Below are 25,826 nucleotides of genomic sequence, written 5' to 3'. Positions count from 1 at the left end.
CGCGAGGATGAGGAGAACTTTTGAACCGCCACACGGGACGTCCCGCGTTTCTCAAAACTTTGGAAACCATGCCATGACAATGACGCGCCGCGATGTCCTGTCGGCGTTTGCAGCCTTCGCGGCAGGAACAGGGATCGGCGTTGCGCGCGCCGCCCCGCTGCCGCGCGAGGCGGACGTGGTCGTGATCGGCGCTGGCGCCGCGGGCATCGCGGCGGCGCGGCGGATTCATGCCGCGAACCGCAAGGTCATCATGGTCGAGGCAGCGGACCGGATCGGCGGACGCTGCCACACCGACACGAAGACGTTCGATGCGCCGTTCGATCGCGGCGCGTGCTGGCTCTTTGAGCCCGACACCAACCCGATGGTCAGGCTGGCGCGAAGCGCAGGAACCGCCGTGTTTCCTGCATCGCCCGGCCAGAAAATCCGCATCGGGCGGCGTAACGCGCGCGCCGGCGAAACCGAGCAGTTTCTCGCGACGCTGGTTCGCGCGAAACGCGCGATCGCCGAAGCCGCGCGCGGCAGGACCGACGTCGCCTGCGCCTCGGCCTTGCCCGACGATCTCGATGTCTGGGCTGGAACGATCGACTTCGTGCTCGGCGCCAGCGCTACCGGAAAGAATCTGAAAGACCTCTCGGCGATGGATCGCGCGCGCGCGCGCGAGCGCGATGCCGCGGTCGGCTGCAAACAGGGCCTCGGCGTGCTGCTCGCGGCGCTCGGTCAAAGCCTGCCAATCAGCTTGTCGACACCCGCAAGCCGGGTGTCGTGGGCCGGTCGCGACATCGGGGTCGAGACGCCCGCGGGACGCATCAGCGCGCGCGCCATCATCGTCACCGTGTCCACCAACGTGTTGGCCTCGGGCAACATCCGCTTCACGCCCGAATTGCCGAAGCGCCAGCTCGATGCTGCGGCAAGGCTCTCGCTCGGCAGCTACGACCGCGTCGCGTTGTGGCTGCCCAACAATCCGCTCGGGCTTGGGCCCAACGAAACCATGATCGAGCAGAGCAGCGACGGCAAGACCGCGCTTCTCGCCGCGAACGCGAATGGATCGTCGCTGTGCACGATCGATATCGCGGGCAGCTTCGGCCGCGATCTCTCGGCGCAGGGCGAGGCCGCCATGATCGCGTTTGCCACGGAATGGTTGACGAAACTGTTCGGCAGCGATGCGGCTGCTGCGGTGACGCGGTCCGCCGCGACCCGCTGGAACGCCGCGCCACATGTGCTCGGTGCGATGTCGGCGGCGGAGGTAGGCGGGCAGCCGTCGCGGAAAATTCTGATGGAGCCGCTAGGCAGCCTGTTCCTCGCCGGCGAGGCCGCGCACGAGACGCTGTGGGGCACTGCCGACGGCGCATGGGAGAGCGGCGAGCGCGCGGCTGACGCCGCACTGCGGAAGATCGGCGCGCTCAAGGAGCCGACAGAGCCCTCAGCATCAACGCACAAGCCATCGCGACACCACGGACGGGCGACATCGCGGCGTTCGCAGGACGCCTTCGGCTTTCCGCTGCCCAGATGAAGCGACCGAGGGCGCTGATCTCGTGGTCATCAGGCAAGGACAGCGCCTTTGCGCTGCATGAAGTCCGCCGCGCGGGCGCGTTCGACGTCGTCGGCGCGCTCACCACGGTGAACGAGACCTTCGGCCGCGTCTCGATCCACGGCGTGCGCGAGGAGGTCTTGGACGCGCAACTCGCGGCCGCAGGGCTGCCGCCACTTGTGGTGCCGATTCCCTATCCCTGCCCCAACGACGTGTATGAAGCACGGATGGGAGCAGCGATCGCGATCGCCACCCGCGACGGCATCACGCATGTCATCTTCGGCGATCTGTTTCTCACTGATGTGCGCGCGTATCGGGAGCAGAAGCTCGCCGGCACCGGCATTAAACCGGTGTTTCCGCTGTGGGGCCGGCCGACCGCCGCGCTGGCGCGCGAGATGATTGCATGCGGACTGGAGGCGCGTCTCGTTTCGGTCGACCGGACCAAGCTCGACTCCTCATTCGCTGGCCGAAGCTTCGATCAGACGTTGCTGGCGGACCTTCCGCCCGGAATCGATCCGTGCGGTGAAAACGGCGAGTTCCATACTTGCGTCGTCGCCGCACCCGTGTTTTCGCAGCGGATCGAGGTCATGTCCGGCGATGTCGTCGAGCGTGACGGATTTGCGTATTGCGATCTCTTGCTGGCGTAGTCGCGAGAAGTTTCGTTGTTGAAGCGCCGCGTTCAAGACCTCTCCACGCGGGCGGGGAGAGAGCAGACCGCTGGTTGTGCTATCCGCGTAAGCTCCCACCGGTTCTCTTCGCGACCTCGGCGACTACTTTCGCCGCCACCGCGTCGATCTCCTGATCGGTGAGAGTCTTGTCTCGCGGCTGCAACGTCACCGCGATGGCGACCGACTTCTTGTCCGCGTCGATGCCCTTGCCTTCGTAGATGTCGAATACCGTCACGCCGGAGACCAGTTTTTTATCCACGTTTTGCGCCGCGCGCACGATATCGGCCGCTTTCACGCCGCGATCGACGATGAAGGCGAAGTCGCGCGACACCGGCTGGAACGCCGGCAGCTCCAGCACCGGTTTTGCGCGCGTGGGCTTCTGCTTGCCGTCCGGGATGCGGTCGAGGATCACCTCGAATGCGAGCATCGGGCCATCGGCCTTGAGTGCTTCGAGCACGCGGGGATGCAGTTCGCCGAAATAGCCGAGCACGTTCTGCGGTCCGATCTGGATCGCGGCGGAGCGACCAGGATGCAACCATGCCGGAAAGTTTTTCGATTCGCTGCCAGCTGCGACCTGCAACGCCTGCACCGGCGCGCCCGCAGCAGTCAGCACGGCGAACGCATCGGCCTTGGCGTCGAGCGTATCCGCCGCGGGCGATCCCGACCAGTGTCGCCCGATGCCTGCCGACGAAGCCGTGCCGCGGCGAATCCCTGCGGCGGCCACGAATTGATCCTGCGGACCGTCGCCGCGGAAGATCTGTCCGACCTCGAACAGCGCGACGTCCGGAAAGCCACGGTCGGCATTAGCCTGCGCGATGGTGACGAGACCCGGCAGCAGGCTCGGCCGCATGTCGGAAAGATCCGACGCAATGGGATTGGCGAGCGCCAGTTCCTTACTTCCGCCGCCGAACAATTCGGCCTGCGGTTTTGCGATGAAAGACCACGTCACAGCTTCGACCATGCCGCGCGAAGCCAGCGCACGACGCGCGCGTCGGGTGCGCGACTGGATCGGGGTCAGAACAGGCTTGCGCGCAGCGTCGCCGCGATCGAACGGCGTCATCGGCACCTTGTCGACGCCGACGATGCGAACGATCTCCTCGACGATATCGGCCTTGCCCTGAATGTCGGTGCGCCAGGTGGGAATCGCGACCTTCACCACCGGCCCATTGCCGGCCACCATGAAGCCGAGATGACCGAGGATGCGGCGCACCTCGACCAGCGGCACGTCGATCGCCGCGAGCCGCTTGGTCTCCGTCAGCGGAAAATCGATCACGCGGTCATCGGGCAGCGCCTGGCCGACCACGACATTCTCCGACGGCGAGCCACCGCAAATCTCCATCACGAGCCTGGTCGCCATTTCAAGCCCGGGCACCATGAAGGCGGGATCGACGCCGCGCTCGAAGCGATAGCGCGCGTCGGAATTGATCCCGAGCCTGCGGCCGGTCTGCGCGATATTGATCTCACTCCACAGCGCCGATTCGATCAGCACGTCAGTGGTGGTCTCGTCGCAACCGGATTGCTGGCCGCCCATGATGCCGGCTAACGATTCGACACCGTTATCGTCGGCGATGACGCAGACGTTCGGATCGAGCGTATAGGTGCGGCCGTCGAGCGCCAGCAGGGTTTCACTGTTGCGGGCGCGGCGTACCGTGAGATTCCCATGCACCTTCTTCGCGTCGAACACGTGCAGCGGGCGGGCGCGGTCGTAGGTCATGAAGTTGGTGATGTCGACCAGCGCGTTGATCGGGCGCAGGCCGATCGAGGTGAGGCGCTTTTGCAGCCATTCCGGCGACGGGCCGTTTTTCACGCCACGCACCAGCCGCAGCGCGAAGCCGGGGCACAGCGCAGCGTCTTCCACCGTGACCTTCACCGGGCAGGAAAATTCGCCCTTGATCGGCTTGATGGTCGGATTCTTGAAGCGACCCATGTCGGCGGCGGAGAGGTCGCGCGCGATGCCGTGCACGCCGGTGCAGTCCTGCCGGTTCGGCGTCAGGTTGATCTCGATCACGGGATCGCCGAGCCCGGCCCATTCGGCATAGCCGGCGCCGATCGGCGCCTCCGCCGGCAACTCCAGAATGCCGTCGTGATCGTCGGAGATTTCAAGCTCAGCCGCCGAGCACAGCATGCCACGGCTCTCGACGCCGCGGATGGTGCCGACGCCGAGCGTGATGTTCTTGCCGGGAATGTGTGTGCCGGGCGGCGCGAACACGCTGACGAGGCCGTCGCGTGCGTTCGGCGCGCCGCACACCACCTGGATCGGCGCGGGCTCGCCCTTGTCGTTGGTCTCGCCGGTATCGACCATGCACACCCTGAGACGATCCGCGTTGGGATGCTGCACGGCGGAGATCACGCGTGCGATGGTGAAGGGCGCAAGCGCCTTCGACTTGTCCTCGATGCGCTCGACCTCGAGACCGATCATGGTGAGCTTGTCGGCGAGTTTGTCGAGCGGCTCGTCGGTGTCGAGATGTTCTTTCAGCCAAGAGAGAGTGAATTTCATGTATTGGCTCTCACCAGATAAGCCACCATGCTGATCGCGAGTTGAACTGCATAAAAAACTCCAAGTATGACTGCTGCCAACCAGAACCGGTTGAAAGTCGCACTGAACCTTCTAAGCACCCAAAAATTAACCCGACGGCCGACGTTCTCGGGACAATGAACAGCGCGCAATTCGGCCGTCCGGCTATTAACATGAATTGTATCGATAATGATCAATTCACCTGGGGCTAGGTAGGGAATAGCAAGCATCATCAGTCCATCGGATCCGGTTGATTGCTCAAAGCTCCGAGGTGGAAAAACGGTAATTCCACTTGGGGTGCACGAAAAAGCAATCTCGATCTTTTCGGCAGGCTTTCGTCCGACGTTTTGCACGTAGTGCTTTTCGCAAAATACATTCACTGGCCCAGTATCGGTCGTAAGACTATGAAAGCTATTGTTGGGATGACCGTAGATTAGCTTGACCCGAGCTCGAAAGAAGTACGCAGCTACTGAACCAATAATGGTTAGTAGAAATGCCAGTATTTGCGGTTGAAAGGGATTGAGCGACAGCCATAGCTTCCCCAAAAGTTCGCTCACGAACTCAATCCCCCCGCCAGCGTCGGCACCTCGAGCGGCTTGAAGCCGTAGTGATTGAGCCAGCGCACGTCGCCTTCGAACAACTGCCGCAGATCGGCGATGCCGTATTTCAGCATGGCGATGCGGTCGATCCCCATGCCCCAGGCAAAGCCCTGATAAACTTCCGGATCGATACCGCACAACCTCAAGACATTCGGATGCACCATGCCGCAGCCGAGAATTTCCAGCCAGTCCTCGCCTTCGCCGAAGCGGATCTCGTTCTTGTCGCGGCGGCACTGGATGTCGACTTCCAGCGACGGCTCGGTGAACGGAAAGAACGACGGGCGGAAACGCATGTTGACGTTGTCGACCTCGAAGAACGCCTTGCAGAATTCATGCAGGATCCATTTGAGGTGACCGAGATGCGACGACTTGTCGATCACCAGCCCCTCGACCTGATGGAACATCGGCGTGTGGGTCTGGTCACTGTCGCTGCGATAGGTGCGGCCGGGACAGATCACGCGGATCGGCGGCTTCTGGCTCAGCATGGTGCGCACCTGCACCGGCGAGGTGTGAGTGCGCAGCAGGAGGCGCGAAGGCTTTTCTTCGGCCTCCGAGCCGACTGCCTCCTTCGGGTTGAAATAGAACGTGTCGTGCATCTCCCGCGCCGGATGACCTTCCGGGAAATTCAGCCGCGTGAAATTGTAGTCGTCGGTCTCGATATCCGGACCTTCGGCGACCGCAAAGCCCATGTCGGCGAAGATGGTGGTGACCTCGTCCCACACCTGGCTCAGCGGATGGATGCGGCCGGCTTCTGCGGGGGTCTCGCGGAGCGGCAGCGTGACGTCGATGGTTTCCGAGGCGAGGCGGGCATCGAGCGCCGCGGCCTTCAGCACCTCGCGGCGCGCGGCCAGCGCCTGCGTCACCGCGTCCTTGGCGAGGTTGATTTTCGCGCCCTCGGTCTTGCGCTCGTCCGGCGACATCTTGCCGAGGGTTCCGAGCAGCGCCGAGATCGAGCCCTTTTTGCCAAGCGCCGCGATGCGCACCGCCTCAAGCGCGGCTTCGTCGGAGGCGCTCGCGATGTCGGCGATGATATTGGATTGAAGGTCGATAAGATTGGACATGGCGACGGTCACCTTATGGGTATCCGCTCGCCGTCTGCACATCGGGCCGTCATCATCCGCGAAGGCGGATGATCCAGTAACCCCGGTGTTCGAAGGTTAGTCGGTGGTTACTGGATGCCCGCCTTCGCGGGCATGACACCGTATTGTGTGACGCACCAGCGGCCGGCGATATCACGCCGCGAGCGCGGCCTTGGCCTTCTCGGCGATCGCCTGGAACGCGGCCGGCTCGTTGATGGCGAGGTCCGACAGCACCTTGCGGTCCACGGTGATGCCCGACTTCGACAGCCCGTCGATGAAGCGGCTGTAGGTCATGCCGAACGGCCGCACGGCGGCGTTGAGACGCTGAATCCACAGCGCGCGGAAAGTGCGCTTCTTGCGCTTGCGGTCGCGGAAGGCGTACTGGCCGGCCTTGTCGGCGGCCGCCTTGGCGGCGCGAATGGTGTTCTTCCGGCGGCCGGAAAAACCCTTGGTGATCTTGTAGACTTTCTTGTGCTTGGCATGAGCCGTCACACCGCGTTTCACGCGAGACATGACCGATCTCCTTCAAATGACTGGGTAATCTGACACCGCACGAACGCGGCAGGGTTGCAACAGACAGGCCGTCAGGCGTTCGGCAAGAAGTACTTCTTGATGTTGTCGCCGTCGGTCTTGAACAGGATGCGAGTCCCGCGAAGCTGACGAATCTGCTTCTTGGTCCGCTTGATCATGCCATGTCGCTTGCCAGCGTGGGCGGACACCACCTTGCCGGTCCCGGTCACCTTGAAGCGCTTTTTAGCGCCCGATTTGGTCTTCAGCTTGGGCATTTGGCTCTCCTGTTGCCACGAAAAAACGCGCCCCGAGGGGCGCTTTTTGCGGCGAAATGCTCGCTAGAGCGTTGAAGATGCTCGACTATTTCTGAAGTGAAAATCGCCGGCATGGTCGTCGCCACGGCAGCCCTAAATCAGCCGGGCGACGAAGACCGGCTTATGGCAGAGGATGGCCGGATTGGCAACGATTTAGCGAGATAGCGAAATAGCGATTTCGTTCAAAAAGAGGGAGATGACGGCTGTTGCGGAGGCCAAAACGAAATAGGCCCGTCAGATGCCTGACAGGCCTAATTTCGCCTCGAAAGCAAAATCGACAAACGCTTCCGCTCAGCGCGGGGCCAGCACCATGACCACCTGGCGGCCCTCGAACCTGGCGTCCTGCTCGACCTTGGCGTAGGCGGCGACGTCGGCCTTCACCTTATCGAGCAGCTTGGTGCCGATCTCCTGGTGAGCCATCTCGCGACCGCGATAGCGCAGGGTGATCTTAACCTTGTCGCCCTCCTCGAAGAACCGCTGCATCGCCTTCATTTTCACGCCGTAGTCGTGATCGTCGATCATCGGACGGAGCTTGATCTCCTTGATTTCGACGATCTTCTGGCGCTTGCGGGCTTCGGCGGCTTTCTTCTGGGCCTGAAACTTGTATTTCCCGTAGTCCATGATCTTGCAGACGGGAGGGCTGCTGTTCGGGGCAATCTCGACCAGATCCATACCGGCATCCATGGCCATCTTGATCGCGGCGATCGTTTCCACGGTGCCTTGGTTGGCGCCGTCCTGATCGATCAGTTGAACCTGGGCATTGCGGATTTCATCATTGGTGCGCGGCCCGTCTTTCGCGACGGGCATTGGCGCTCTACTGGGACGGCGAATGGGTGGCTCTCCAATATTGTGAAAGACAACGGCGTATGATCCGACAAAGTGTGAGCGGTTTGGCGATCAGATCATGCGCCCAAATAAATAGGTAAGCGCGATCGGACGCAAAACCGGGGTCCACTTTTGCTGATCCCGCTTATTTTGAAGGAATAAGCGCCTGCGGGCAAGCGGCGCGATGCAAACTCGACCAAAACCATCAAATGCGAGGTATTTTGGTCACGCCAATCAATTCCGGGGCAACCCGCCGGAGCCTGCCGCTTGTTCCCCATCTGACCAGCATTCGTTGACAGGCAGAAGCGGCGGCGACAAACAGCACGACACGGGACGGATGTCATGACGGGCGGAACGGCAGCGCAATTCATCGAGGTCGGGGGCGGCGACGCGATGCGCCGGATCGCGGTGCGGGCGCGGCGCGGCGGCTCCCCCGGCCTGTTCTGGCTCGGCGGTTTCAAGTCCGACATGGCGGGCACCAAGGCGCTCGCGCTCGATGCGTGGGCGGCCGAATGCGGCCGGGCCTGCGTGCGGTTCGACTACTCCGGCCATGGCGAAAGCAGCGGCGCATTCACCGATGGCACCATCGGCCGTTGGCTCGAGGAAAGCCTGGCGGTGTTCGACGCTTTTTGCGATGGCCCGCAGGTGGTGATCGGCTCATCGATGGGCGGCTGGATCGCGCTGTTGCTGGCGCGTGCGCTAGCGAGACGGCCATCATCCAGCGCCACGCTGGCGGGTCTCGTTCTGATCGCGCCGGCGCCAGACTTCACCGAGGAACTGATGTGGAAAGCCTTCCCGCCGGAGGTCAGGAACACCATCGAGACCAAGGGTGCGTGGCTGCGGCCCTCCGACTACGGCGATCCCTACCCGATCACGCGCCACCTGATCGAGGACGGTCGCAATCATCTGCTGCTCGGCGGCAGCATCTCGACCGGCTGTCCGGTACGTATTCTGCACGGCGCGCAAGACGCCGACGTGCCATGGCGCCACGCTTTCGCGCTAACCGAGCGGCTGCCGAGCGACGACGTGGTGCTGACCATGATCCGGGACGGCGACCACCGGCTGTCGCGCCCGCAGGACATCGCGCGCATCTTGGCGGCGGTGGCGGAGTTCTCCTGAAGGCGGTGTCCGGCTTTACCCCTCACTCCAACCCTCTCCTGCAAGGGGAGAGGGGCAAGCCGAATATGCAGCTCTTACCTCAACCCTTCGAAGGTCGTTTCACTTGCGCGTCACGACGAGTTTGGCGGAGCCTTCATTGTTGCGATAAAAAGCGTCATAGAGCCTTGGAATGCCCAGCACCGCATCGTTGACGAAGATGAAGAGCTCGCCGCTCCGCGTCGGGCGGATCACTGTCTCAACCTTGCCGTCCTCGGGATCGGGGTCGAGGAAGACTTCCTCGCCGCCGGTCGCGCCGTAGCGCAGGACCAAGCGGAACCACGGCCGCGTCAGTTCGCGACGGAGGGGAACGCCGAGCATCAGCCATAAGCGTTGCGACCAGCGCGGCGCGTCGGTCGTGTAGAATCCGCCGAGCGGCGACGGGATATCTCCGTCACGGAACGGCTGCGTGGTCTCGACCTGAATCAGATAGCGCGCGCCGAAACCGTCCACCGCAATGCCGGTGCCGGCGCAGAACTGCGACGTGCTGAAATTGAACGTCGCCTGCTTGCCGCGCGCGAGCCCCTGCGCCTTCGGACTTTCAACGCAGGTCAAACCCGCGACGTCCTGTACATTGTAGGCGAGATGGCTGCCAAAGGTGACGCCGAGATAGACGAACAATGCTGCGAAGAACGTCGGAGCCCAGCGGCGCTTCAACTGTCGGTGAAACCAGATATAGAGTCGGCTCGCGCGCAGCCGATAGATCCAGCCGGTCGGCAAGCCCGTGGGCACCGCCGGCGTCTTCCGCCAGACCGCATTCATGCGGTCGGTAATCCGGGTCGAGAGAACGACGCCCCACAGCGCCAATCCGCCCGCGAGCAAAAGCAGCGCAAGGAACTGCCCCGGACTGCGCGCATAGCCGTTGATCCAGGTCTGCGCGAAGCCGGGTAAAAACCCGCCGACAACGCGGATGATGTCCGACACCCAGCGAATGCGGCTGGTGTATTCAGCGGCGGCCGGCAGCGAGCGCGCCAGCGGATAGAGCAACAGCCATGCCGTTGCGCCGACGGTCGCGAAATAGACCAGCCGACGCTTCCAGATCTCGTTCCAGACATGCTCCTGCGTTTCGGTGCGCGCGAGCGCGCCTGCGCTGCTTTCGAAGCCGTATTGGTCCGGCGTCAGCACCAGCCCGTCGTCGGTCACGACATCGTAGGTCTTCGGCAGCCCGACCGGCGCATAGCCTTGCGAACGGCTGGCGATGCGCTTGAACGCGCTGACATGCACCTTTGGCCGCTCGATGACGACCTCGTCCTTCCGGGAAAATCGATAGTTGCACAGTTCGGCCAACTTTCGCGGCCCGTAGCGATAGTAGCTGCCGAGCCCCTTGCGCGGATCGTAGAGCCGGCCGTCTTTATCGCACATCGAGATGGCGTTCTTGAACGGATCGGGATCGGCCGGTGGGTGATGATGAGCGGATTTGAACCGCAAGCCGCAGCGTTGCGCCTCCGTCATCATCCAGACCAGCGGAATGTAGGCCAGCGCATCGTCCGGATAGCCGCCGCCGACATTGGAATGGACACCGGCGAACCACACCTGGCTGATCTGCTCGTCCGCGAGATAGCGCTTGCCGTCGTCGCGCGGCGCCAACGTCGGCGCGCTGCGCTCGTCCCACAATTCCGGATGAAACGTGGTGCGCGGCTCGTCGAGCGACAGCGCCTGACAGGCGCGCTTGACGCGCGCGCAGTCGAGCGTGTGATCGGGTAGCTCCAGCGGCCAGATCCACCTGCTGACGCCGCGCGTCATTTCATCCAGCGGCAGACCGTAGGCGGCGACAGTGTCCCACACGCCGATGAAGCGGATATGGTCCACCTGGCGATTGTCGCCCTTGTCGTAGCCCTTCGGCAGAAACAGGTCGCGGATGCCGCGAAAGATGTCCTCGATGTGCCAGAACGTATGAAAACGCTCGCGCCGATACTGGCGATAGGCGGCCTTGGCCTTTCGCGTCAGTTCGGCCTCGCTATCGGCAGCGACAAGACCCTGATTGAGGATCAGCCCCATCACCACACGGATGGTGAAGCCGCCGCGGCTGAAGCCGAAGCCGAACAGCTCGTCGCTGTCATCGCGCCAGTTGCGGCATGCGAACTTGTACAGGTCGATGACATTGCGCTTCAAACCGAAGCCGAACGCGCCACCTAGAATTGCGAGCGGCTTGAACGACGAGGTGCCGACCCCGTCGTCGTAGAACGCCACCTGATCCGATCCCGAGAGATCAAGCGCTTCGAACGTGCGCCAGACATTGGTGCGCCAGACCTTCGCCGCGGAGTTTCCGGTGCCGTCGGACAGCAGAACGATTTTCCGACTCATACCCACCCCTGGAAACGATGCCGCGCAATGTTTGATTCGTCTTTTATTCAAACATACGACGCCCATGAGGGCGCCGTTCTGCCATCAGCGCATCGGGTTGCGGCGAAATTCGGGCTTGCCTGTTGAAACGAAAAAACTGGCGACGGCTCGACGCCGTCGCCAGCACTATTTTTCGTTACCTGGCCTGCCGGCCGTCACAAGAAATTGGTGACAGCTCTCGTCGAGGTTATCATTGCGTTGCTGAATCCCTCCCGGATGTTACCCAGCAATTGGGCGAACGTAGAGCGACCGGCATTCGCATTCCTGCGCCGTGCCTCTTCCAGCCGCTGGATGCTCAGCGGCGCAGAGTCCGAGGCGGCAGTGTCGGCCTCGTCCGCGATGATCGCGAAATCCTGACCGGCTTCCTCGGCGCTCGACTTGACCATGGTTTCATAGAACTCACGGATCGTGGCGCTCATCTCTCTTGCGTATGTGACGACCTTGAACGGCTTGCCCGTGAGATCGAGGATCGGGCTGTAAAGGGCCTGCATCCAGACCTCCTTGCCGTTTTTGCCGATACGCTTGTACTCGATCGACTGCGACTCGCCGCGATTGAGCTTGGCCCAAAATTCGCGATACGTGCCGCCCTGGCGCTCTGACGAATCGGCGAACATGCCGTCATGCTTGCCCTTCACTTCGCCAAGCGCGTAGCCCATCGTCTTGAGGAAGTTTTCGTTCGCGCTGAGGATCGTGCCGTCGAGGCTGAACGCGGCCACCGCCTGCGAGCGGTCGAGCGCGGCAATCCGGCCCGCATTTTCCATCGCCTCGATCTTTTGAGCGGTAATATCGGTCGCGAGCTTGATGACCTTGGTCGGTTTTCCCTTCGAATCCAGCACGGGATTGTAGGAAGCCTGAACCCAGACCACCTTGCCGTCCTTGCCGATACGCTTGTATTGGGCCGTCTGCGACTCGCCGCGATTGAGCCTGGCCCAGAATTCGCGGTATGCGGCGCTGGAACGTTCGCTGGCTTCGACGAACATGCTGTGGTGCTTGCCCTGGATCTCCCTTGCGAGAGAGTAGCCGAGCGTTTTCAGATAATTGTCGTTGGCGGTCATGACCGTTCCGTCCATGCCGAATTCGACGACTGCCTGCACCTTGCCGATGGCTGCTATCTGGCCTTCCAGATCGGCCATCCGCAATTTCTGTTTGGTGATCTCAGTCGCGAATGTAACAACCTTAAACGGCTTGCCGCTCTCATCCGCGATCGGGTTAAAGGTCGCCTGCAACCAGACTTCTTTCCCGCTCTTGCTGATGCGCTTGCATTCCGCCGATTGAGGCTCGCCGCGATTGAGCTTGGCCCAGAATTCGCGATAGGCGGCACCTGCCCGCTCCAACGGCTCCACGAACAGGCCGTCATGCTTGCCCTGCACTTCGCCAAGCGCATAACCCAGCGCGCTGAGGAAGTTCTTGTTAGCGCTGATGATCGTGCCGTCCAGGTTGAATTCGACCACCGCTTGCGAGCGTTCGATGGCGGAAACCTGACCTGCATGGTCCAGTGCCTCGATCTTTTTAGCGGTGATATCGGCCGCGAGCTCGATAACCTTGGTCGGTTTTCCCCTCGAATCCAGCACCGGAATATAGGAAGCCCGAACCCAGACCTCGTCTCCGTGCCTGTCGACGCGCTTGTAGTCTGCCGTCTGCGACTCGCCCTGATTCAGCCTGGTCCAGAAGTCGCGGTATGCGGCGCCGGTCCGTTCGTCGGCGTCCACGAACATGCTATGGTGCTTGCCTCGAATCTCGGCGAGCGAGTAGCCGAGGATGTTGAGAAAGTTCTCGTTGGCGGTGATGATGGTTCCATCGAGACCGAGTTCGGTTACGGCCTGAGATTTGCTGATCGCTGCGGCTTTCGCTGCATTTTCTTTGGCGATCGACCATTTTTTGAAGAAAAACATTGATCCTCCCCAGGAGTTAGATCCAAGAACAGAGCTCACGACTCGCGGGCGCAAGCTTGGTTTACCGATCATGAAGGGGGGCGGTTAAAGCGAGGTTAATGGGGCCCGTAGATTTACTATAAACGGGGCCCTGCTTTTCGATCGCGAGAGCCCTTTCAGGCATGCATCGGGCGGGGGAATTGACGGACAATCACGCTAGCTCACGATGATTTGGATCGATTCGATCCAATCGCGAACATGATCGATTCCAATATTTTAGAGTGGATGCGAGCGGAAAACCGCGACACACTTTTCCTCATCCCGCTCCAGGCCCGCCAGCCGGCTGGCCCCTGCCAAATTCAGATGCGACAGCGCGTCGCAGCAAATCACGGAGCCCGGCGTCCGATCAGGTCGGAGGCGGGAAGGCATGAGCCGCAAGAAATTTAGGTCAATTAACAGCTTGTGCTGATTCTGACCGCAAAGCCGCTCGGCACGGGATCGCAACCCATGTCCTAGGATGTTCTGCTCTTAGGGATGTTCTGCCACCCGTTTCGGGGGCGGATGCTGGAAAATTGGAGCGGGCGAAGGGATTCGAACCCTCGACCCCGACCTTGGCAAGGTCGTGCTCTACCCCTGAGCTACACCCGCATCCGAAATCAGGCGGCCGATTGCCGGTCGCCAGAGCGCAGACCTATGCCAAATGCGGCCTGTGAATGCAACAGCCAGATAGTGACGCTCATTCCCTTAAGTACGGCCTTCGCCTGAAGGGCGCTGCAAATACCGGAAATCTGACCGACAATCCGATCCCGTGGAGGTCCCTTATCGCGACGGAATTCGAAAACAGGGCAGAAATCCTGCTGGCTTCTGATGGAATCAGAAGCGAGACCCTATAATTTTGATTTGACGCGTTTTCTTCGCGCGAACCGATACCCGCTCCGCTCGAAAACGCCCGATATATTGTTCGGGACCGGGCGCGAAGTGGCCCGGCGGCCCCATTCCGCCGATTGCAAAATTTCCACGCAGGGACCAATTAGGGGTGGGCGGTTGTAAAACGGCCCACCCGGGGACATCAGGCGAGGATCATGTGACCATCATCGAGCAAGGCAGCGGGCCGCCACCGCAGGCGTCGGTTCTTATCAGGGAGACGACGACCCAGACCTTCATGAAGGACGTGGTCGAGGAATCGATGCACCAGCCGGTACTGGTCGATTTCTGGGCCCCGGGGTCAGGACAGTGCCGCCAGCTCACCCCGATCCTGGAAAAGGCCGTGCTCGCCGCTGGCGGCAAGGTCAAGCTGGCCAAGATGAACATCGACCAGCATCCTGCTATTTTTCAGCAGCTTGCGGCCCAGATCGGCAACCAGTCGATACCGGCGGTTTTTGCCTTTACCGGCGGGCGACCGGTCGACTACTTTACGGGCGTTGCACCCGAGAGCCAGATCAAGGCCTTCATCGACAAGCTGACGCAGGGCATGGCGGAGCCCGGGGCGCCGAATATCGAGGAAGTCCTGAAAGAGGCGGACGCTGCGTTCGCCGAAGGCGATAACGCAACGGCAGCCTCGATCTATGCCGAGGTTCTCGGTTTCGATGCCGCCAATCTTCCGGCGATCGCAGGTCTCGCGCGCTGCTATGCAACCACCGGCGCACTCGACAAAGCCAAGCAGACGCTCGCGCTGGTGCCGGAATCGAAGCGCGGCGACGCGGCCGTGAAAGCCGTGCAGGCCATGATCGACCTCGCCGAACAGGCAAATTCGCTTGGCCCTGTCGCCGAGCTCGAAGGGAAAGTCGCGGCCGACCCGCTCGATCATCAGGCGCGATTTGATCTCGCAACCGCGCTGAACGCCAGCGGCAAGCGTAGCGACGCCACCGATCACCTGCTCGAAATCGTCAAACGCGACCGTAAATGGAACGACGATGCCGCCCGCAAGCAGCTCATACAGCTTTTTGAAGCGTGGGGCGCCGCCGACGAAGCCACCGTCGAGGGCCGCAAACGACTGTCGACGATCCTGTTTTCCTAGAGCCTTTCCGCTTCTGATGGAATCAGAAGCGGGGCTCCGGGTTTTTGTTTGACGCGTTTTCTTCACGCGAACCGGTACCTACTTCGCTCGAAAACGCTATAGTGATCCGTTTCTAACTTTCGCATCCCGTTTCAGTGCGCCTTCTTGCGAATATGAGAATCGAAGGACCGCTAGCGTGATGCCGCAGAAGCGGAGCTTTGCGGCCGGAGTGCGCGCAGATTTGAAGCTGTAGAAACTTTGATAGAACCGGACCCGCCCCATGCCTATCAATGCCGACTATCGCGGCCCCGGCGACCTTCCCGAAGTGATACCGGTATTTCCGCTGCCCGGCGCGCTGCTGCTGCCGCGTGGGCAGATGCCGCTCAATATCTTCGAAATGCGTTATCTTGCAATGGTCGACGACGCGTTCCGCGACGGTCATCGCCTGATCGGCATGATCCAGCCCGACCTCGCCCATTCCGCAAGCGAGGACAAGCCGGAGCTGTTCCATGTGGGCTGCGTCGGACGCATCACCCAGTTCGCCGAATCCGGCGACGGCCGTTATATCCTCGAACTCACCGGCGTCTCGCGTTTCAAGGTCGTGGAAGAGCTGACAGTGTTGACGCCCTATCGCCAGTGCAAGGTGGATTTCTTCGCGTATGCCGATGATCTGACCGCTCGCAAGGGCGAGGACGCCGTCGATCGCAAACGGCTGCTCGAGGTGCTGACCGATTTTCTCAAGGTCAACGACCTGAAGGTGGACTGGAGCGGCATCGAGAGCGCCCCGAACGAAGCGCTGGTCAACGCGCTGGCAATGATGTCGCCCTACGGACCACCGGAGAAGCAGGCGATGCTGGAGGCTGTTGATCTGAAAACGCGCGCGGAAATTCTGATCGCCGTCACCGAAATGGACCTCGCGAAAAAGCGCACCAGCGGCGACCCCGGATTGCAGTAGTCCCAGCCAAGCCGCCGTAACACATGTGAACCGGCCTCGGTTCAATCATTCGAAGAGACCACAGATGACCATCGCCTCCGATCGTTCCGAAGATACCGTCGATCCAAAGCTTCTGGAAATTCTGGTCTGCCCAGTGACCAAGGGGCCGCTGGAATTCGACGGCGCTCGACAGGAACTGATTTCGCGCTCGGCCAGATTGGCCTACCCGATCCGCGACGGCATTCCGATCATGCTGCCGGAAGAGGCGAGGAAAATCGAGTGAGGATGCACGTTTCGTTTGTTTCGACGAAACGAACGGAGCGAGCGCCGCACAGGGCTCTTCTTTCAATGGAAGCGACATCATCCTGACGTCGCCGGTGGCGGCGTCCCGCGAAGCGCCGTAGCGTATTCTCGCCTTACTGTACCACCTCACCATGTTGGGTGATGTCGAGACCTTCGCGCTCGTTCTCACTGCTGACGCGCAGACCGATCACCGCCTTGATGGCAAGCAGGATGATCAGCGTGACGACGGCATCGTAAATGACGGTGGCGAGGATGCCGTAGATCTGAATAATCACCTGATGGGCGTTGCCGTCGATCAGACCCGTGCCCGCCTTGTTGATCGCGGTGCGTGCGAACACGCCAGTGAGCAGCGCGCCTATGATGCCGCCGACGCCATGAACCCCGAAGGCATCGAGGCTGTCATCATAGCGCATCATGTGCTTGAGGCCGGTGGCGCCCCAGTAGCAGCCGATGCCGGCAACAGCGCCGATGACCAGCGCGCCGGTCGGATCGACGAAGCCCGAGGCCGGGGTAATGGCGACGAGACCCGCGACCGCGCCGGAGCAGATGCCGAGTACGCTCGGCTTGCCGCGCAGGCCCCACTCGACGGCCATCCAGGCCAGCGCCGCGGCCGCGGTCGCGATCTGCGTCACCGCCATCGCCATGCCGGCCTGTCCACCCGCCGTCACAGCCGAACCGGCGTTGAAGCCGAACCAGCCGACCCACAGGAGCGACGCGCCGATCACGGTCAGCACCAGATTATGTGGCGCCATGTTCTCGCTGCCGTAGCCCTTGCGCCTGCCGAGCACCAGCGCGCAGACGAGGCCCGCGATACCGGCGTTGATATGAACCACGGTGCCGCCGGCAAAATCGAGCACGCCGAGACCACCGAGAAATCCGCCGCCCCATACCCAGTGCGCCACCGGCGAATAGACCAACAGTGACCACAGGCCCATGAACCACATCATCGCCGAGAACTTCATGCGATCCGCGATCGCGCCGCAGATCAGCGCCGGCGTGATGATCGCGAACGTCATCTGAAAACACATGAACACCGATTCCGGGACCGTCGGCGCAGCGGCCGCGATGGAGTCGGTGCCCATGCCCATCAGCAGCATGCGCGAGACGCCGCCGAGATAATTCGTGCCTTCGGTGAACGCCCAGCTATAGCCGATCACCATCCACAGCACAGTGACAAGGCAGGTGATGGCGAAACTCTGCATCACCGTGGCGAGCACGTTCTTCTTGCGCACCATGCCGCCGTAGAACAGCGCGAGGCCGGGGATCGTCATCATCAACACGAGTGCGGTGGAGGTCAGCATCCATGCGGTGTCGCCCGAATCGAGTTTGGGCGGCGGTGTCACGGCAGCGGCTGTCGCTGCGGCGGTCTGGGCAAGTGCTGTGTCGGCAAATCCCACAACGCAGGCCGCGCCGAGTATCGCCGCAATGGCCAGTCCCGCGCGGGCCGGGCGTTCGAACCTCATGTGCTTTACTCCTGATTGAGGGAAGGTGAGCGCAAGATCAGATCGCCTCGGCATCGAGCTCGCCGGTGCGGATGCGAACCGCGTGTTCGAGATTGATGACGAAGATCTTGCCGTCGCCGATCCTGCCGGTCTGCGCGGTCGAGGCGATGGCTTCGATGACGGTGTCGACCTGGCCGGAATTGACCGCGACCTCGATCTTGATCTTCGGGAGGAAACTCACTGTGTATTCGGCGCCGCGATAGATTTCCGTATGGCCCTTCTGGCGGCCATATCCCTTGACTTCCGTCACCGTCAGACCGTGCACGCCGATCGCGGTCAGGGCATCGCGGACCTCTTCGAGTTTGAATGGCTTGATGATCGCCATGACGATTTTCATGGTCTGGCTCCCGCCGGTGGCCCGGCTGCAACATGCCGGGCGGTCTGCTGAGTCACCACGCAGGAGATGAAGGGTCGCGACGCGGTCTCAGCCGGACTCATGGAATTCAAATGCCGTGCCAAACCGGCCGCACTATCTAACGGCTTATAAATTCAAGGTTTTTTTCTCGACTGCCGAACGGTGCGGCAAGGAAGCGGTGCGCGCCGCTTAAAGCCTGGCCACGCCTGCTCAAAAGAGAGGCAGCATCAGACTTTCGGTATATTTTGCTCAGGGAGTGGGCACCAAGAGTATGCTCGAAAGGTTTGAAACGCCAATATAGATAAAAAAAGCCCGGTTCTGAACCCAGAACCGGGCAGGAAAATGCGAATCGAAGCCTTACGCGGCTATTGCAGCGCCTCGCCGTGCTGGGAAATGTCGAGACCTTCCAGCTCGCTCTCGCGGGAGACCCGCAGGGACACGAAGGCGCCGACCAGCTTGAGGAGACCGTAAGTCATCGCGCCCGACCAGAGCAGGGTGACGGCCACGCCATAAAACTGCAGCAGCAACTGGCGCGGGTTGCCTTCGAGCAGGCCGGGCACGCCGCCGATCGACGAGGTCGCGAACACCCCGAGCAGCAGGGTCCCGGTCAATCCGCCGATGCCGTGGACGCCGAACACGTCCAGCGAATCGTCATAGCGGAAGCGATGCTTGAGGCTGGTGCAGGCCCAGTAGCAGACCAGTCCGGCAACGATGCCGATAACGATGCCTTGCAGGGGCGTGACAAAGCCGGACGCCGGCGTGATGGTGCCGAGACCCGCAACCGCGCCCGAGATCATGCCGAGCACGGAGGGCTTGCGCCGCGTCGCCCACTCGACGGCGCCCCATGTCAGCGCGCCGGCGCAGGCGGCGAGATGCGTGGCGATGATCGCCATCACCGCGCGCGAATTCGCAGCCAGCGCGGAGCCGCCGTTGAACCCGAACCAGCCGACCCACAAAAGTCCCGTGCCCATCACAGCCAGGGACAAATCGTAGGGCGACAAATTCTCCGAACCATAGCCGTGACGGCTACCGAGGACTTTCGCCGCGACCAGGCCGCCCACGCCGGCGCTGAGATGCACCACGAGGCCGCCGGCGAAATCCTGCACGCCGGCTGCGCCGAGGAAGCCGCCGCCCCACACCCAGTGCGCGAGCGGAATGTAGACAAAGATGAACCAGCCGATCGAAAACAGCAGATAGGCCGAGAAGCGCATCCGGTCGGCCACCGAGCCCGCCACCAGCGCCACGGTGATGATCGCGAAGGTCATCTGGTAAAGCATGAACAGCGCTTCGGGGATGGTCTTTGCCGCAGGATTGACGGCGTCCAGGCTCATGCCGGCGAGAAACATGCGACCGGGCGACCCGAGCCACAGCCCGTCGCCTGTGAATGCCAGCGAGTAACCGAACGCCACCCACAGAATCGAAATCATCGCGACCGCCGCAAGACTTTGCGCCATTGTCGCCAGCACGTTTTTCTTGCGCACCATGCCCGAATAGAACAGCGCCAGCCCCGGGATCGTCATCATCAGCACGAAGGCTGTGGCGACGATCATCCATGCGGTATCGGCCGCGCTCACCGTCGAAGCGGCGCTGGCCGCGAAGGCCGGTGCGGCTATTGAGAAGATTGCGATTGCAAAGACCGTCGTCGCAGCGCGTGCTGCCCAACGCGAGAGTGCCCCCATTGTCGTTCCCCGGCCTTCGCTTCTCTCATTCAATCAAGTCCCGAACGCCGTGCGGCATTCTTCAAGCTGCAAAGAACGGCGCACTAGGCATCCGGGGAACGAGTTCAACATCGTCACAGCGCGTCGCTGTCGGTCTCGCCGGTGCGGATGCGTAGGGCGTGATCGATCGGCATCATGAAAATCTTGCCGTCGCCGATCTGGCCGGTGCGCGCAGCCGCGGTGATCGCCTCGACGGTCTTGTCCGCAAGCTCCGACGCCACCGCGACCTCGATCCGCAACTTGGGAAGGAAATTCACGACGTATTCGGCGCCGCGATAGACCTCGGTATGCCCCTTCTGGCGACCGTAACCCTTGACCTCGGTCACGGTCATGCCATGCACGCCGAGCGCGGTTAACGCCTGGCGGACTTCCTCAAGCTTGAAGGGTTTGATAATGGCGACGACGAGTTTCATGGTGGCTCATCCGCTCGATGGACAATACGGTCTTAACTGAATTCGCACGACCAAGTCTGACACCTTTCCGTGCAAATCGCACAAAAAACTTGCAGACCGGACGAAAAACATGCGGGGATTATTACAGCGTGGAGACCTCGTTGCGAGGGCCACTTTTTGCGTGAACCGCACTCTTGTTAATTCTGACTAATGACCGTTCCGGCCGCACAGGCCGACATATTCTTTTGGGGACATGCATGCCGAATCGTTTGTGGTTTTTTGCCACGGGAAACACCCAGCAAGGCCCGTATTCCGAAGACCAGTTGCGGGATTTCATCGCTCGGGGCGCGGTAAGGACCGACACCTTCGTCTGGACAGAGGGCATGCCCGCCTGGCAACGAGCTGGCGATATTCCGGGCCTTATGTCCGGCGGCTCGTCCGCTCCGCCGGCGCCGCCCGCGTTCACGCGTCCGGGCGAGGCGCTGAGCGGCGGCGCCCGTGCCGGCGTTTCGCTGTCGGCGGATTTCAGCATCTGGGAGTTGCTCGGGCGCAGCCTGATCTTCGTCATCGGCTTCCTGCTGGTCGTACCGGCACCGTGGGTAGCTACGAGCTTCTACGGATGGTTCACGTCTCAGGTGCGCGTGCCGCAACGGCCGAATCTGGGCTTTAGCGGCCAGCCGATGGACATCTGGTGGGTGTTCGTGCTGCTCGCGCTGTGTACCTACGCGGGCGTCAGCGGAATTCCCTATCTCCGGCTCATCCTGATTCCGGCGCAGGCCTATTTGTCGTGGATGACGGTCAAATGGATCGTGGCGAATATCACCTCGAACGGGCAGCCGCTTCGGCTGTCATTCCAGGGTGACGCTCTGCATTACGTCGGCTGGTTTGTGCTGCTCAATGTTTCTTTCATCACCATCATCGGCTGGGCATGGGTCACGACGGCGATGACGCGCTGGATGTTCCGCAACATCGACGGCACCCGGCGCGAGATCCTCTTCAATGCCAGCGGCCTCGAGGTGTTATGGCGGACGCTGGTGTTCGCAATCGGCTGCGCCTTTATCATCCCGATCCCGTGGATGCTCGGCTGGTTCGCCCGCTGGTACGTCTCGCAGATCGAGCTGGCGCCGCGGGCGGCCTAGCGCCGCTCGCGCACCGAGCCTTCCTGCGCCACAGAGGCGACCAGTGTGCCGTCCTGCCTAAAGATCAGACCGCGGGCGAGGCCGCGTCCGTTCTGGGCGCTCGGTGAATCCTGCGCGTAGAGCAGCCATTCGTCGGCGCGAAATGGGCGGTGAAACCACATGGCGTGGTCGAGTGAGGCCGCCACCATGTGCTTGTCGAACAAGGTGCGGCCGTAGCGCGCCATCACCGCATCCAATAGCGCGAAGTCCGACGCATAGGCCAGCGCGCACATGTGCAGCGCCGGATCGTCAGGCAGCTTCGCCGCAGTGCGAATCCAGACATGGACGCGGCCGTCGTCGATCCTCTCGCCGAGGTAGCGGTTGAGTTCGACCGGGCGCACTTCGATCGGCGGGTCCGATTCATAGTAGCGGCGGATGAACTCCGGCATCTCCTTGAACATCGGCTGCTTGGCGAATTCCTCGGGCGAGAGCCTGTCCGGCGGCGGCACGTCGGGCATCCTGTCCTGATGATCGAAGGCGCCTTCCTCTTCCGCGTGGAACGACACCATGATCGAGAAGATGGCGTGGCCGTGCTGGATCGCGGTGACACGCCGCGTCGAATAGCTCTTGCCGTCACGCAGCCGTTCCACCTGGTAGATGATCGGGATGGCCGGGTCGCCGGGCAGGATGAAGTAGCAATGCAGCGAGTGCGGCAGGCGGCCTTCGACGGTGCGGCAGGCCGCCATCATCGCCTGTCCGATCACCTGCCCGCCGAACACCCGCTGCCAGCTCGTCTTCGGGCTGTTGCCGCGAAACAGGTTTTCCTCGATCGGCTCCAGATTGAGGATCGAGATCAGGTCGATCAGGCTTTTGGACATCGCGATGCCTTCAATATGAACTCATGCGTTCTCATACCGTTATTCCGGGTTCGCGGGCCTTCGGCGCCCCGGAACGACGACACGGGCCGGCGGTTGCCTTAAGAGCAAGGTTTGGAAACCGGCTTCGCCCGGCTATAATGCCGGCGAGGAAAGTAAGGCGCACCATGACGACACAACGAAGCATTGTCATCTGCGGCGGCGCGTTCGCAGGACTGGCGCTGGCGCTGGCGCTGCGCCAGGGACTGGGCACTGAGGTTCCGATCGTGGTCGCAGACCCCGCGCTTGCGAACCGGCCAAGCCGTGATCCGCGCGCCACCGCTATTGTTGCTGCGTGCCGCCGCCTGTTCGAGGCGCTCGGGATCTGGGACGAGGTGGCCGGCACCGCGCAGCCGATCCTTGACATGGTGGTCACAGATTCGAAGCTCGAGGACGCCACCCGCCCGGTCCTCCTGACATTTGCCGGCGACGTCCAGCCCGGCGAGCCGTTCGCCCACATGGTCGAGAACCGTCATCTGATCGATGCGTTGGTTTCACGTGCGGAAGCGGAAGGCGTCGATTTGCGCGCCACGGCGCTGACGGGAAACGACGTGCGGCCCGGCGGCGTCACCGTCTCGTTCGCCGACGGCTCGACCATCGACGCGAGCCTTTTGGTGGCGGCCGATGGCGCGCGTTCAAGGCTGCGCGAGCGCGCCGGAATCGCCACCCACGGCTGGGAGTACGATCAGTCCGGTATCGTCGTCACCGTCGGCCACGAGCGCGATCATCAAGGCCGCGCCGAAGAACATTTTCTTCCCGCGGGGCCGTTCGCGATCCTGCCGCTGACGGGTCAACGCTCGTCGCTGGTGTGGACCGAGAAGCGGACGGATGCCGCGCGCATCGTCGCGCTTACGGAAGAGGAATTTCATGCCGAGCTGGAGCAGCGCTTCGGCCTGCACCTCGGCGAGATCAAGGCGCTCGACAAGCCGCGTGCGTTTCCGCTCGGCTATTTCGTCGCGCGCTCGTTCATCGCCGAGCGGCTGGCGCTGGTCGGTGACGCCGCGCATGTGATTCATCCGATCGCAGGCCAGGGCCTCAACCTCGGACTGAAGGATGTCGCGGCGCTCGCGGAATCCGTGGTCGACGCTATCAGGCTCGGCATCGATCCAGGGCAGGCCGACGTGCTCGAGCGCTATCAGCGCTGGCGGCGCTTCGACACCATGGCGATGGGCTTCGCCACCAATACGCTCAATGTTTTGTTCTCGAACGAATCGACGCTCTTGCGCAGCGTGCGCGACCTCGGATTAGGATTGGTCGACCGTATGCCGCCACTGAAGAATGCATTCATCCGGCAGGCGGCGGGACTGACCGGCGAGGTGCCGCGGCTGTTGAAGGGCGAGGCGCTGTAGGGTGGTGAGAGAGCGGTTGTCTTCGTAAAGGCGGGAACGTTGTTACTCGACATTGTTTCGATCGCATGGGCCTTCCCACTCAGCGACATCGTTTCGGCCTTCACGGCCGTGCCTCATGCCTCATTTTGAATTTCGTTGCGATCTAGTTGATGGCTTGCCATGCTAGCCACAAGCCTAGGATCCAAAGAGACGCCCATATCACCGAACTCAAGACGATAATCGGTAAGAAGGTGATGAACACGGCGGTCTTCTCGAACCAGTGTTCGCGAGTGTTTGCGTACCTTGCGACATGCCATATTTGATGAGCTGGCAACGCCAGCACGAGCAAAAGCCAGTCCGGCGTGCGCCTTAACCCCATGCGAGCAATCTAATTCCAAAGACCCTAAAGGCGAGAAGCGTCACGCCGATACCGTACAAAACGCTGAGGCATGACCCGGCCTAACACAAGAACAGACCAAGAAAATCCGTGCTCCCGCCGATGGTTAATCGCGTCTTAACCTCGCCGCACCTATGGTACTCAACTGTCTTTCGTTCCGGCCTCAACGTGTGGCCGAACGTCTTGAAAGTGTTGACGCTTAACCGATGGCAACCACCGCTTCATCGCGCGCGGCGCAAGGCGCAGCCAGCCCGACCGAGTCAGCCGCCAGCAGGGCTGCGTCCACGACGCCGGGCGAGCGGTCGCCGTTCGCACGGACAGCGGAGCTGCTTGCGCCCTATCAGCCGGGGCAGCCCCTGATCACGTTGTCGCTGGGCGAGCCGCAGCACCCGCCGCCCGACTTCGTCGGCCAGATATTGTCCCAACATATCAATGAGTTCAGACGATACCCGATGGCGAGGGGGATCGAGCCGTTCCGCCGCACTGCTGCGAACTGGCTATCGACGCGCTTCGACCTGCCCCGCGCCATCGATCCCGAGACCGAAATTCTGGTGCTGAACGGCAGCCGCGAGGGGCTGTTTTTCGCGGCCATCGCCGCTGCCCGCTACGTGGCACCGCGCAAGGGCACGCCGGCCATTCTGGTGCCGAACCCGCTCTACCCGGCCTATGGCGCCGGCGCCCGCGCTGCAAATTGCGAGACGGTCTTCCTGCCGACCACCCGCGCCAACGGATTTTTGCCCGACCTCGATGCGCTCGACGAGGCCACGCTGGCGCGGACGGTCGCAATCTATCTCGCCTCGCCCGCCAACCCGCAAGGAGCGGTGGCCTCGCGCGACTACTTCTCGCGCCTGATCGCGCTGGCGCGTCGCTACGGTTTCCTGGTGCTATCAGACGAATGCTATTCGGAAATCTACACGCGCGACGCGCCCGGCAGCGCGCTGGAATGCGCGGGGCCGGACTATGCCAACGTGGTCGCGTTCCAGTCGCTGTCGAAACGCTCGAACCTGCCGGGCCTCCGCGTCGGCTTCGTCGCCGGCGACCGGAATTTCCTCGCCGCGTTTCATGAACTGCGCAACGTCGCGGCACCCCAGGTGCCGGTGCCGCTGCAGCATGTCGCCGTGGCGGCCTATGGCGACGAGGCGCATGTCGGGGAGAACCGCCGGCTTTACCGGCTCAAGTTCGATCTCGCCGATCAGATCCTCGGCCATCGCTACGGCTACAGCCGCCCGGCCGGCGGCTTTTGCATCTGGCTTGATGTCTCCGCTCATGGCGGCGACGAAGCCGCGGCCATCAAGCTCTACAAGGAAGCCGGCATACGCGTCGTGCCCGGAAGCTATCTGGCGCGACAGCAAGCCGACGGCAGCAATCCCGGCGCAGGCTACATCCGGCTGGCGCTGGTGGCTGACACTGAAACAACAGCCGAGGCGTTGCATCGGCTGGTCAAAACTCTCGGATAGTCGCA

Annotated in this window: 22 protein-coding genes and 1 tRNA gene; 9 read left to right on the top strand and 14 right to left on the bottom strand. The window is 62.2% G+C overall.

Translation table 11 applies throughout. The features are described 5' to 3' along the window. Window positions 1–73: 73 nt before the first annotated feature. A complete protein-coding gene (locus ACSZOQ_RS18115) occupies window positions 74–1,510 on the top strand; it encodes a flavin monoamine oxidase family protein (RefSeq protein ID WP_439923786.1) in 1,437 nt (478 codons plus the stop codon). Further along, window positions 1,507–2,175, top strand: a complete 669-nt coding sequence (locus ACSZOQ_RS18110; protein WP_439923785.1) for an ATP-binding protein — start codon at window positions 1,507–1,509, stop codon at window positions 2,173–2,175. Before ACSZOQ_RS18115 ends, ACSZOQ_RS18110 begins: the two co-directional genes overlap by 4 nt. A 79-nt stretch (window positions 2,176–2,254) precedes the next feature. On the opposite strand, the gene pheT is transcribed toward ACSZOQ_RS18110, so the two are convergent. The 6 genes from pheT to infC form a co-directional block, all read right to left on the bottom strand. After that, window positions 2,255–4,693 carry a phenylalanine--tRNA ligase subunit beta gene (pheT, locus tag ACSZOQ_RS18105; protein ID WP_439923784.1) on the bottom strand — a complete coding sequence of 813 codons (2,439 nt, stop codon included), beginning with the start codon at window positions 4,691–4,693 and terminating at the stop codon, window positions 2,255–2,257. Further along, the gene (locus ACSZOQ_RS18100; RefSeq protein ID WP_439923783.1) at window positions 4,690–5,268 is read right to left on the bottom strand and encodes a hypothetical protein; all 579 of its coding nucleotides are present in this window, start codon (window positions 5,266–5,268) and stop codon (window positions 4,690–4,692) included. The genes pheT and ACSZOQ_RS18100 overlap by 4 nt, the downstream gene beginning before the upstream one ends. After that, complete coding sequence (gene pheS, locus ACSZOQ_RS18095; protein WP_439923782.1) at window positions 5,265–6,371, bottom strand: phenylalanine--tRNA ligase subunit alpha; 1,107 nt, start codon at window positions 6,369–6,371, stop codon at window positions 5,265–5,267. Before pheS ends, ACSZOQ_RS18100 begins: the two co-directional genes overlap by 4 nt. Before the next feature lie 171 nt (window positions 6,372–6,542). After that, complete coding sequence (rplT, locus tag ACSZOQ_RS18090) at window positions 6,543–6,902, bottom strand: 50S ribosomal protein L20 (RefSeq protein ID WP_439923780.1); 360 nt, start codon at window positions 6,900–6,902, stop codon at window positions 6,543–6,545. A gap of 71 nt (window positions 6,903–6,973) precedes the next feature. After that, window positions 6,974–7,174: a 50S ribosomal protein L35 gene (gene rpmI, locus ACSZOQ_RS18085; protein ID WP_011508684.1), complete on the bottom strand. Its 201-nt coding sequence runs from the start codon at window positions 7,172–7,174 to the stop codon at window positions 6,974–6,976. A 330-nt stretch (window positions 7,175–7,504) separates the two neighbouring features. Further along, a complete protein-coding gene (gene infC, locus ACSZOQ_RS18080) occupies window positions 7,505–8,044 on the bottom strand; it encodes a translation initiation factor IF-3 (protein WP_439926127.1) in 540 nt (179 codons plus the stop codon). Window positions 8,045–8,380: 336 nt separating this feature from the next. On the opposite strand from infC, the gene ACSZOQ_RS18075 reads away from it, so the two are divergent. Beyond that, entirely contained in the window at window positions 8,381–9,157 is a 777-nt protein-coding gene (locus tag ACSZOQ_RS18075) for an alpha/beta hydrolase (protein WP_439923779.1), read from the top strand. 99 nt (window positions 9,158–9,256) lie between these two features. Here the strand turns inward: ACSZOQ_RS18075 and ACSZOQ_RS18070 are convergent, their stop codons facing one another. From ACSZOQ_RS18070 to ACSZOQ_RS18060, 3 genes are all read right to left on the bottom strand, one after another. Then, window positions 9,257–11,497 carry a DUF2235 domain-containing protein gene (locus ACSZOQ_RS18070; RefSeq protein ID WP_439923778.1) on the bottom strand — a complete coding sequence of 747 codons (2,241 nt, stop codon included), beginning with the start codon at window positions 11,495–11,497 and terminating at the stop codon, window positions 9,257–9,259. A 194-nt stretch (window positions 11,498–11,691) separates the two neighbouring features. Next, the gene (locus tag ACSZOQ_RS18065) at window positions 11,692–13,428 is read right to left on the bottom strand and encodes a PAS domain-containing protein (RefSeq protein ID WP_439923777.1); all 1,737 of its coding nucleotides are present in this window, start codon (window positions 13,426–13,428) and stop codon (window positions 11,692–11,694) included. A 552-nt stretch (window positions 13,429–13,980) separates the two neighbouring features. Then, window positions 13,981–14,055 (bottom strand) — tRNA-Gly (locus ACSZOQ_RS18060). Window positions 14,056–14,491: 436 nt separating this feature from the next. Here ACSZOQ_RS18060 and ACSZOQ_RS18055 point away from each other — a divergent pair. The 3 genes from ACSZOQ_RS18055 to ACSZOQ_RS18045 all read left to right on the top strand — a co-directional run bounded on the left by ACSZOQ_RS18055 (window position 14,492) and on the right by ACSZOQ_RS18045 (window position 16,620). Beyond that, the gene (locus ACSZOQ_RS18055) at window positions 14,492–15,424 is read left to right on the top strand and encodes a tetratricopeptide repeat protein (protein WP_439923776.1); all 933 of its coding nucleotides are present in this window, start codon (window positions 14,492–14,494) and stop codon (window positions 15,422–15,424) included. A gap of 259 nt (window positions 15,425–15,683) precedes the next feature. Continuing rightward, on the top strand, window positions 15,684–16,358 hold the full coding sequence (locus tag ACSZOQ_RS18050; protein WP_439923775.1) for an LON peptidase substrate-binding domain-containing protein: 675 nt from the start codon (window positions 15,684–15,686) through the stop codon (window positions 16,356–16,358). A gap of 64 nt (window positions 16,359–16,422) precedes the next feature. Next, on the top strand, window positions 16,423–16,620 hold the full coding sequence (locus ACSZOQ_RS18045; protein ID WP_439923774.1) for a Trm112 family protein: 198 nt from the start codon (window positions 16,423–16,425) through the stop codon (window positions 16,618–16,620). A 133-nt stretch (window positions 16,621–16,753) separates the two neighbouring features. On the opposite strand, the gene ACSZOQ_RS18040 is transcribed toward ACSZOQ_RS18045, so the two are convergent. From ACSZOQ_RS18040 to ACSZOQ_RS18025, 4 genes are all read right to left on the bottom strand, one after another. Continuing rightward, window positions 16,754–18,103, bottom strand: a complete 1,350-nt coding sequence (locus ACSZOQ_RS18040) for an ammonium transporter (protein WP_439923773.1) — start codon at window positions 18,101–18,103, stop codon at window positions 16,754–16,756. A gap of 37 nt (window positions 18,104–18,140) precedes the next feature. Then, window positions 18,141–18,479 carry a P-II family nitrogen regulator gene (locus ACSZOQ_RS18035; RefSeq protein ID WP_439923772.1) on the bottom strand — a complete coding sequence of 113 codons (339 nt, stop codon included), beginning with the start codon at window positions 18,477–18,479 and terminating at the stop codon, window positions 18,141–18,143. A gap of 383 nt (window positions 18,480–18,862) precedes the next feature. Next, window positions 18,863–20,176: an ammonium transporter gene (locus tag ACSZOQ_RS18030; protein WP_439923771.1), complete on the bottom strand. Its 1,314-nt coding sequence runs from the start codon at window positions 20,174–20,176 to the stop codon at window positions 18,863–18,865. A 113-nt stretch (window positions 20,177–20,289) separates the two neighbouring features. Next, window positions 20,290–20,628: a P-II family nitrogen regulator gene (locus ACSZOQ_RS18025; protein WP_439923770.1), complete on the bottom strand. Its 339-nt coding sequence runs from the start codon at window positions 20,626–20,628 to the stop codon at window positions 20,290–20,292. Window positions 20,629–20,864: 236 nt separating this feature from the next. On the opposite strand from ACSZOQ_RS18025, the gene ACSZOQ_RS18020 reads away from it, so the two are divergent. Then, window positions 20,865–21,746, top strand: a complete 882-nt coding sequence (locus ACSZOQ_RS18020; protein ID WP_439923769.1) for a DUF4339 domain-containing protein — start codon at window positions 20,865–20,867, stop codon at window positions 21,744–21,746. Here the strand turns inward: ACSZOQ_RS18020 and tesB are convergent. Next, window positions 21,743–22,603 (bottom strand): acyl-CoA thioesterase II, encoded by an 861-nt coding sequence (tesB, locus tag ACSZOQ_RS18015; RefSeq protein WP_439923768.1) that lies wholly within the window; start codon window positions 22,601–22,603, stop codon window positions 21,743–21,745. The genes ACSZOQ_RS18020 and tesB overlap by 4 nt on opposite strands. A 164-nt stretch (window positions 22,604–22,767) precedes the next feature. Between tesB and ACSZOQ_RS18010 the strand changes: the two genes are divergently transcribed. Both ACSZOQ_RS18010 and ACSZOQ_RS18005 read left to right on the top strand, forming a co-directional pair. Beyond that, the gene (locus tag ACSZOQ_RS18010; RefSeq protein ID WP_439923767.1) at window positions 22,768–23,988 is read left to right on the top strand and encodes a ubiquinone biosynthesis hydroxylase; all 1,221 of its coding nucleotides are present in this window, start codon (window positions 22,768–22,770) and stop codon (window positions 23,986–23,988) included. Window positions 23,989–24,570: 582 nt separating this feature from the next. Next, window positions 24,571–25,821, top strand: a complete 1,251-nt coding sequence (locus ACSZOQ_RS18005; protein ID WP_439923766.1) for an aminotransferase class I/II-fold pyridoxal phosphate-dependent enzyme — start codon at window positions 24,571–24,573, stop codon at window positions 25,819–25,821. The last annotated feature ends 5 nt before the right edge of the window (window positions 25,822–25,826 follow it).

The sequence above is a fragment of the Nitrobacter sp. JJSN genome, assembly GCF_051912485.1.
Lineage (GTDB): Bacteria > Pseudomonadota > Alphaproteobacteria > Rhizobiales > Xanthobacteraceae > Nitrobacter.
Note: the sequence above shows the minus strand (reverse complement) of the source record. Positions and strands in the feature narration are given on the sequence as shown.

Bases quoted from the DNA above. Each gene is read 5' to 3' on its own strand.
- ACSZOQ_RS18115 (WP_439923786.1), top strand. From the start codon at position 74: ATGACAATGACGCGCCGCGATGTCCTGTCGGCGTTTGCAGCCTTCGCG.
- ACSZOQ_RS18110 (WP_439923785.1), top strand. From the start codon at position 1,507: ATGAAGCGACCGAGGGCGCTGATCTCGTGGTCATCAGGCAAGGACAGC.
- pheT (WP_439923784.1), bottom strand. From the start codon at position 4,693: ATGAAATTCACTCTCTCTTGGCTGAAAGAACATCTCGACACCGACGAG.
- pheS (WP_439923782.1), bottom strand. From the start codon at position 6,371: ATGTCCAATCTTATCGACCTTCAATCCAATATCATCGCCGACATCGCG.
- rplT (WP_439923780.1), bottom strand. From the start codon at position 6,902: ATGTCTCGCGTGAAACGCGGTGTGACGGCTCATGCCAAGCACAAGAAA.
- rpmI (WP_011508684.1), bottom strand. From the start codon at position 7,174: ATGCCCAAGCTGAAGACCAAATCGGGCGCTAAAAAGCGCTTCAAGGTG.
- ACSZOQ_RS18075 (WP_439923779.1), top strand. From the start codon at position 8,381: ATGACGGGCGGAACGGCAGCGCAATTCATCGAGGTCGGGGGCGGCGAC.
- ACSZOQ_RS18070 (WP_439923778.1), bottom strand. From the start codon at position 11,497: ATGAGTCGGAAAATCGTTCTGCTGTCCGACGGCACCGGAAACTCCGCG.
- ACSZOQ_RS18065 (WP_439923777.1), bottom strand. From the start codon at position 13,428: ATGTTTTTCTTCAAAAAATGGTCGATCGCCAAAGAAAATGCAGCGAAA.
- ACSZOQ_RS18050 (WP_439923775.1), top strand. From the start codon at position 15,684: ATGCCTATCAATGCCGACTATCGCGGCCCCGGCGACCTTCCCGAAGTG.
- ACSZOQ_RS18045 (WP_439923774.1), top strand. From the start codon at position 16,423: ATGACCATCGCCTCCGATCGTTCCGAAGATACCGTCGATCCAAAGCTT.
- ACSZOQ_RS18040 (WP_439923773.1), bottom strand. From the start codon at position 18,103: ATGAGGTTCGAACGCCCGGCCCGCGCGGGACTGGCCATTGCGGCGATA.
- ACSZOQ_RS18035 (WP_439923772.1), bottom strand. From the start codon at position 18,479: ATGAAAATCGTCATGGCGATCATCAAGCCATTCAAACTCGAAGAGGTC.
- ACSZOQ_RS18030 (WP_439923771.1), bottom strand. From the start codon at position 20,176: ATGGGGGCACTCTCGCGTTGGGCAGCACGCGCTGCGACGACGGTCTTT.
- ACSZOQ_RS18025 (WP_439923770.1), bottom strand. From the start codon at position 20,628: ATGAAACTCGTCGTCGCCATTATCAAACCCTTCAAGCTTGAGGAAGTC.
- ACSZOQ_RS18020 (WP_439923769.1), top strand. From the start codon at position 20,865: ATGCCGAATCGTTTGTGGTTTTTTGCCACGGGAAACACCCAGCAAGGC.
- tesB (WP_439923768.1), bottom strand. From the start codon at position 22,603: ATGTCCAAAAGCCTGATCGACCTGATCTCGATCCTCAATCTGGAGCCG.
- ACSZOQ_RS18010 (WP_439923767.1), top strand. From the start codon at position 22,768: ATGACGACACAACGAAGCATTGTCATCTGCGGCGGCGCGTTCGCAGGA.
- ACSZOQ_RS18005 (WP_439923766.1), top strand. From the start codon at position 24,571: ATGGCAACCACCGCTTCATCGCGCGCGGCGCAAGGCGCAGCCAGCCCG.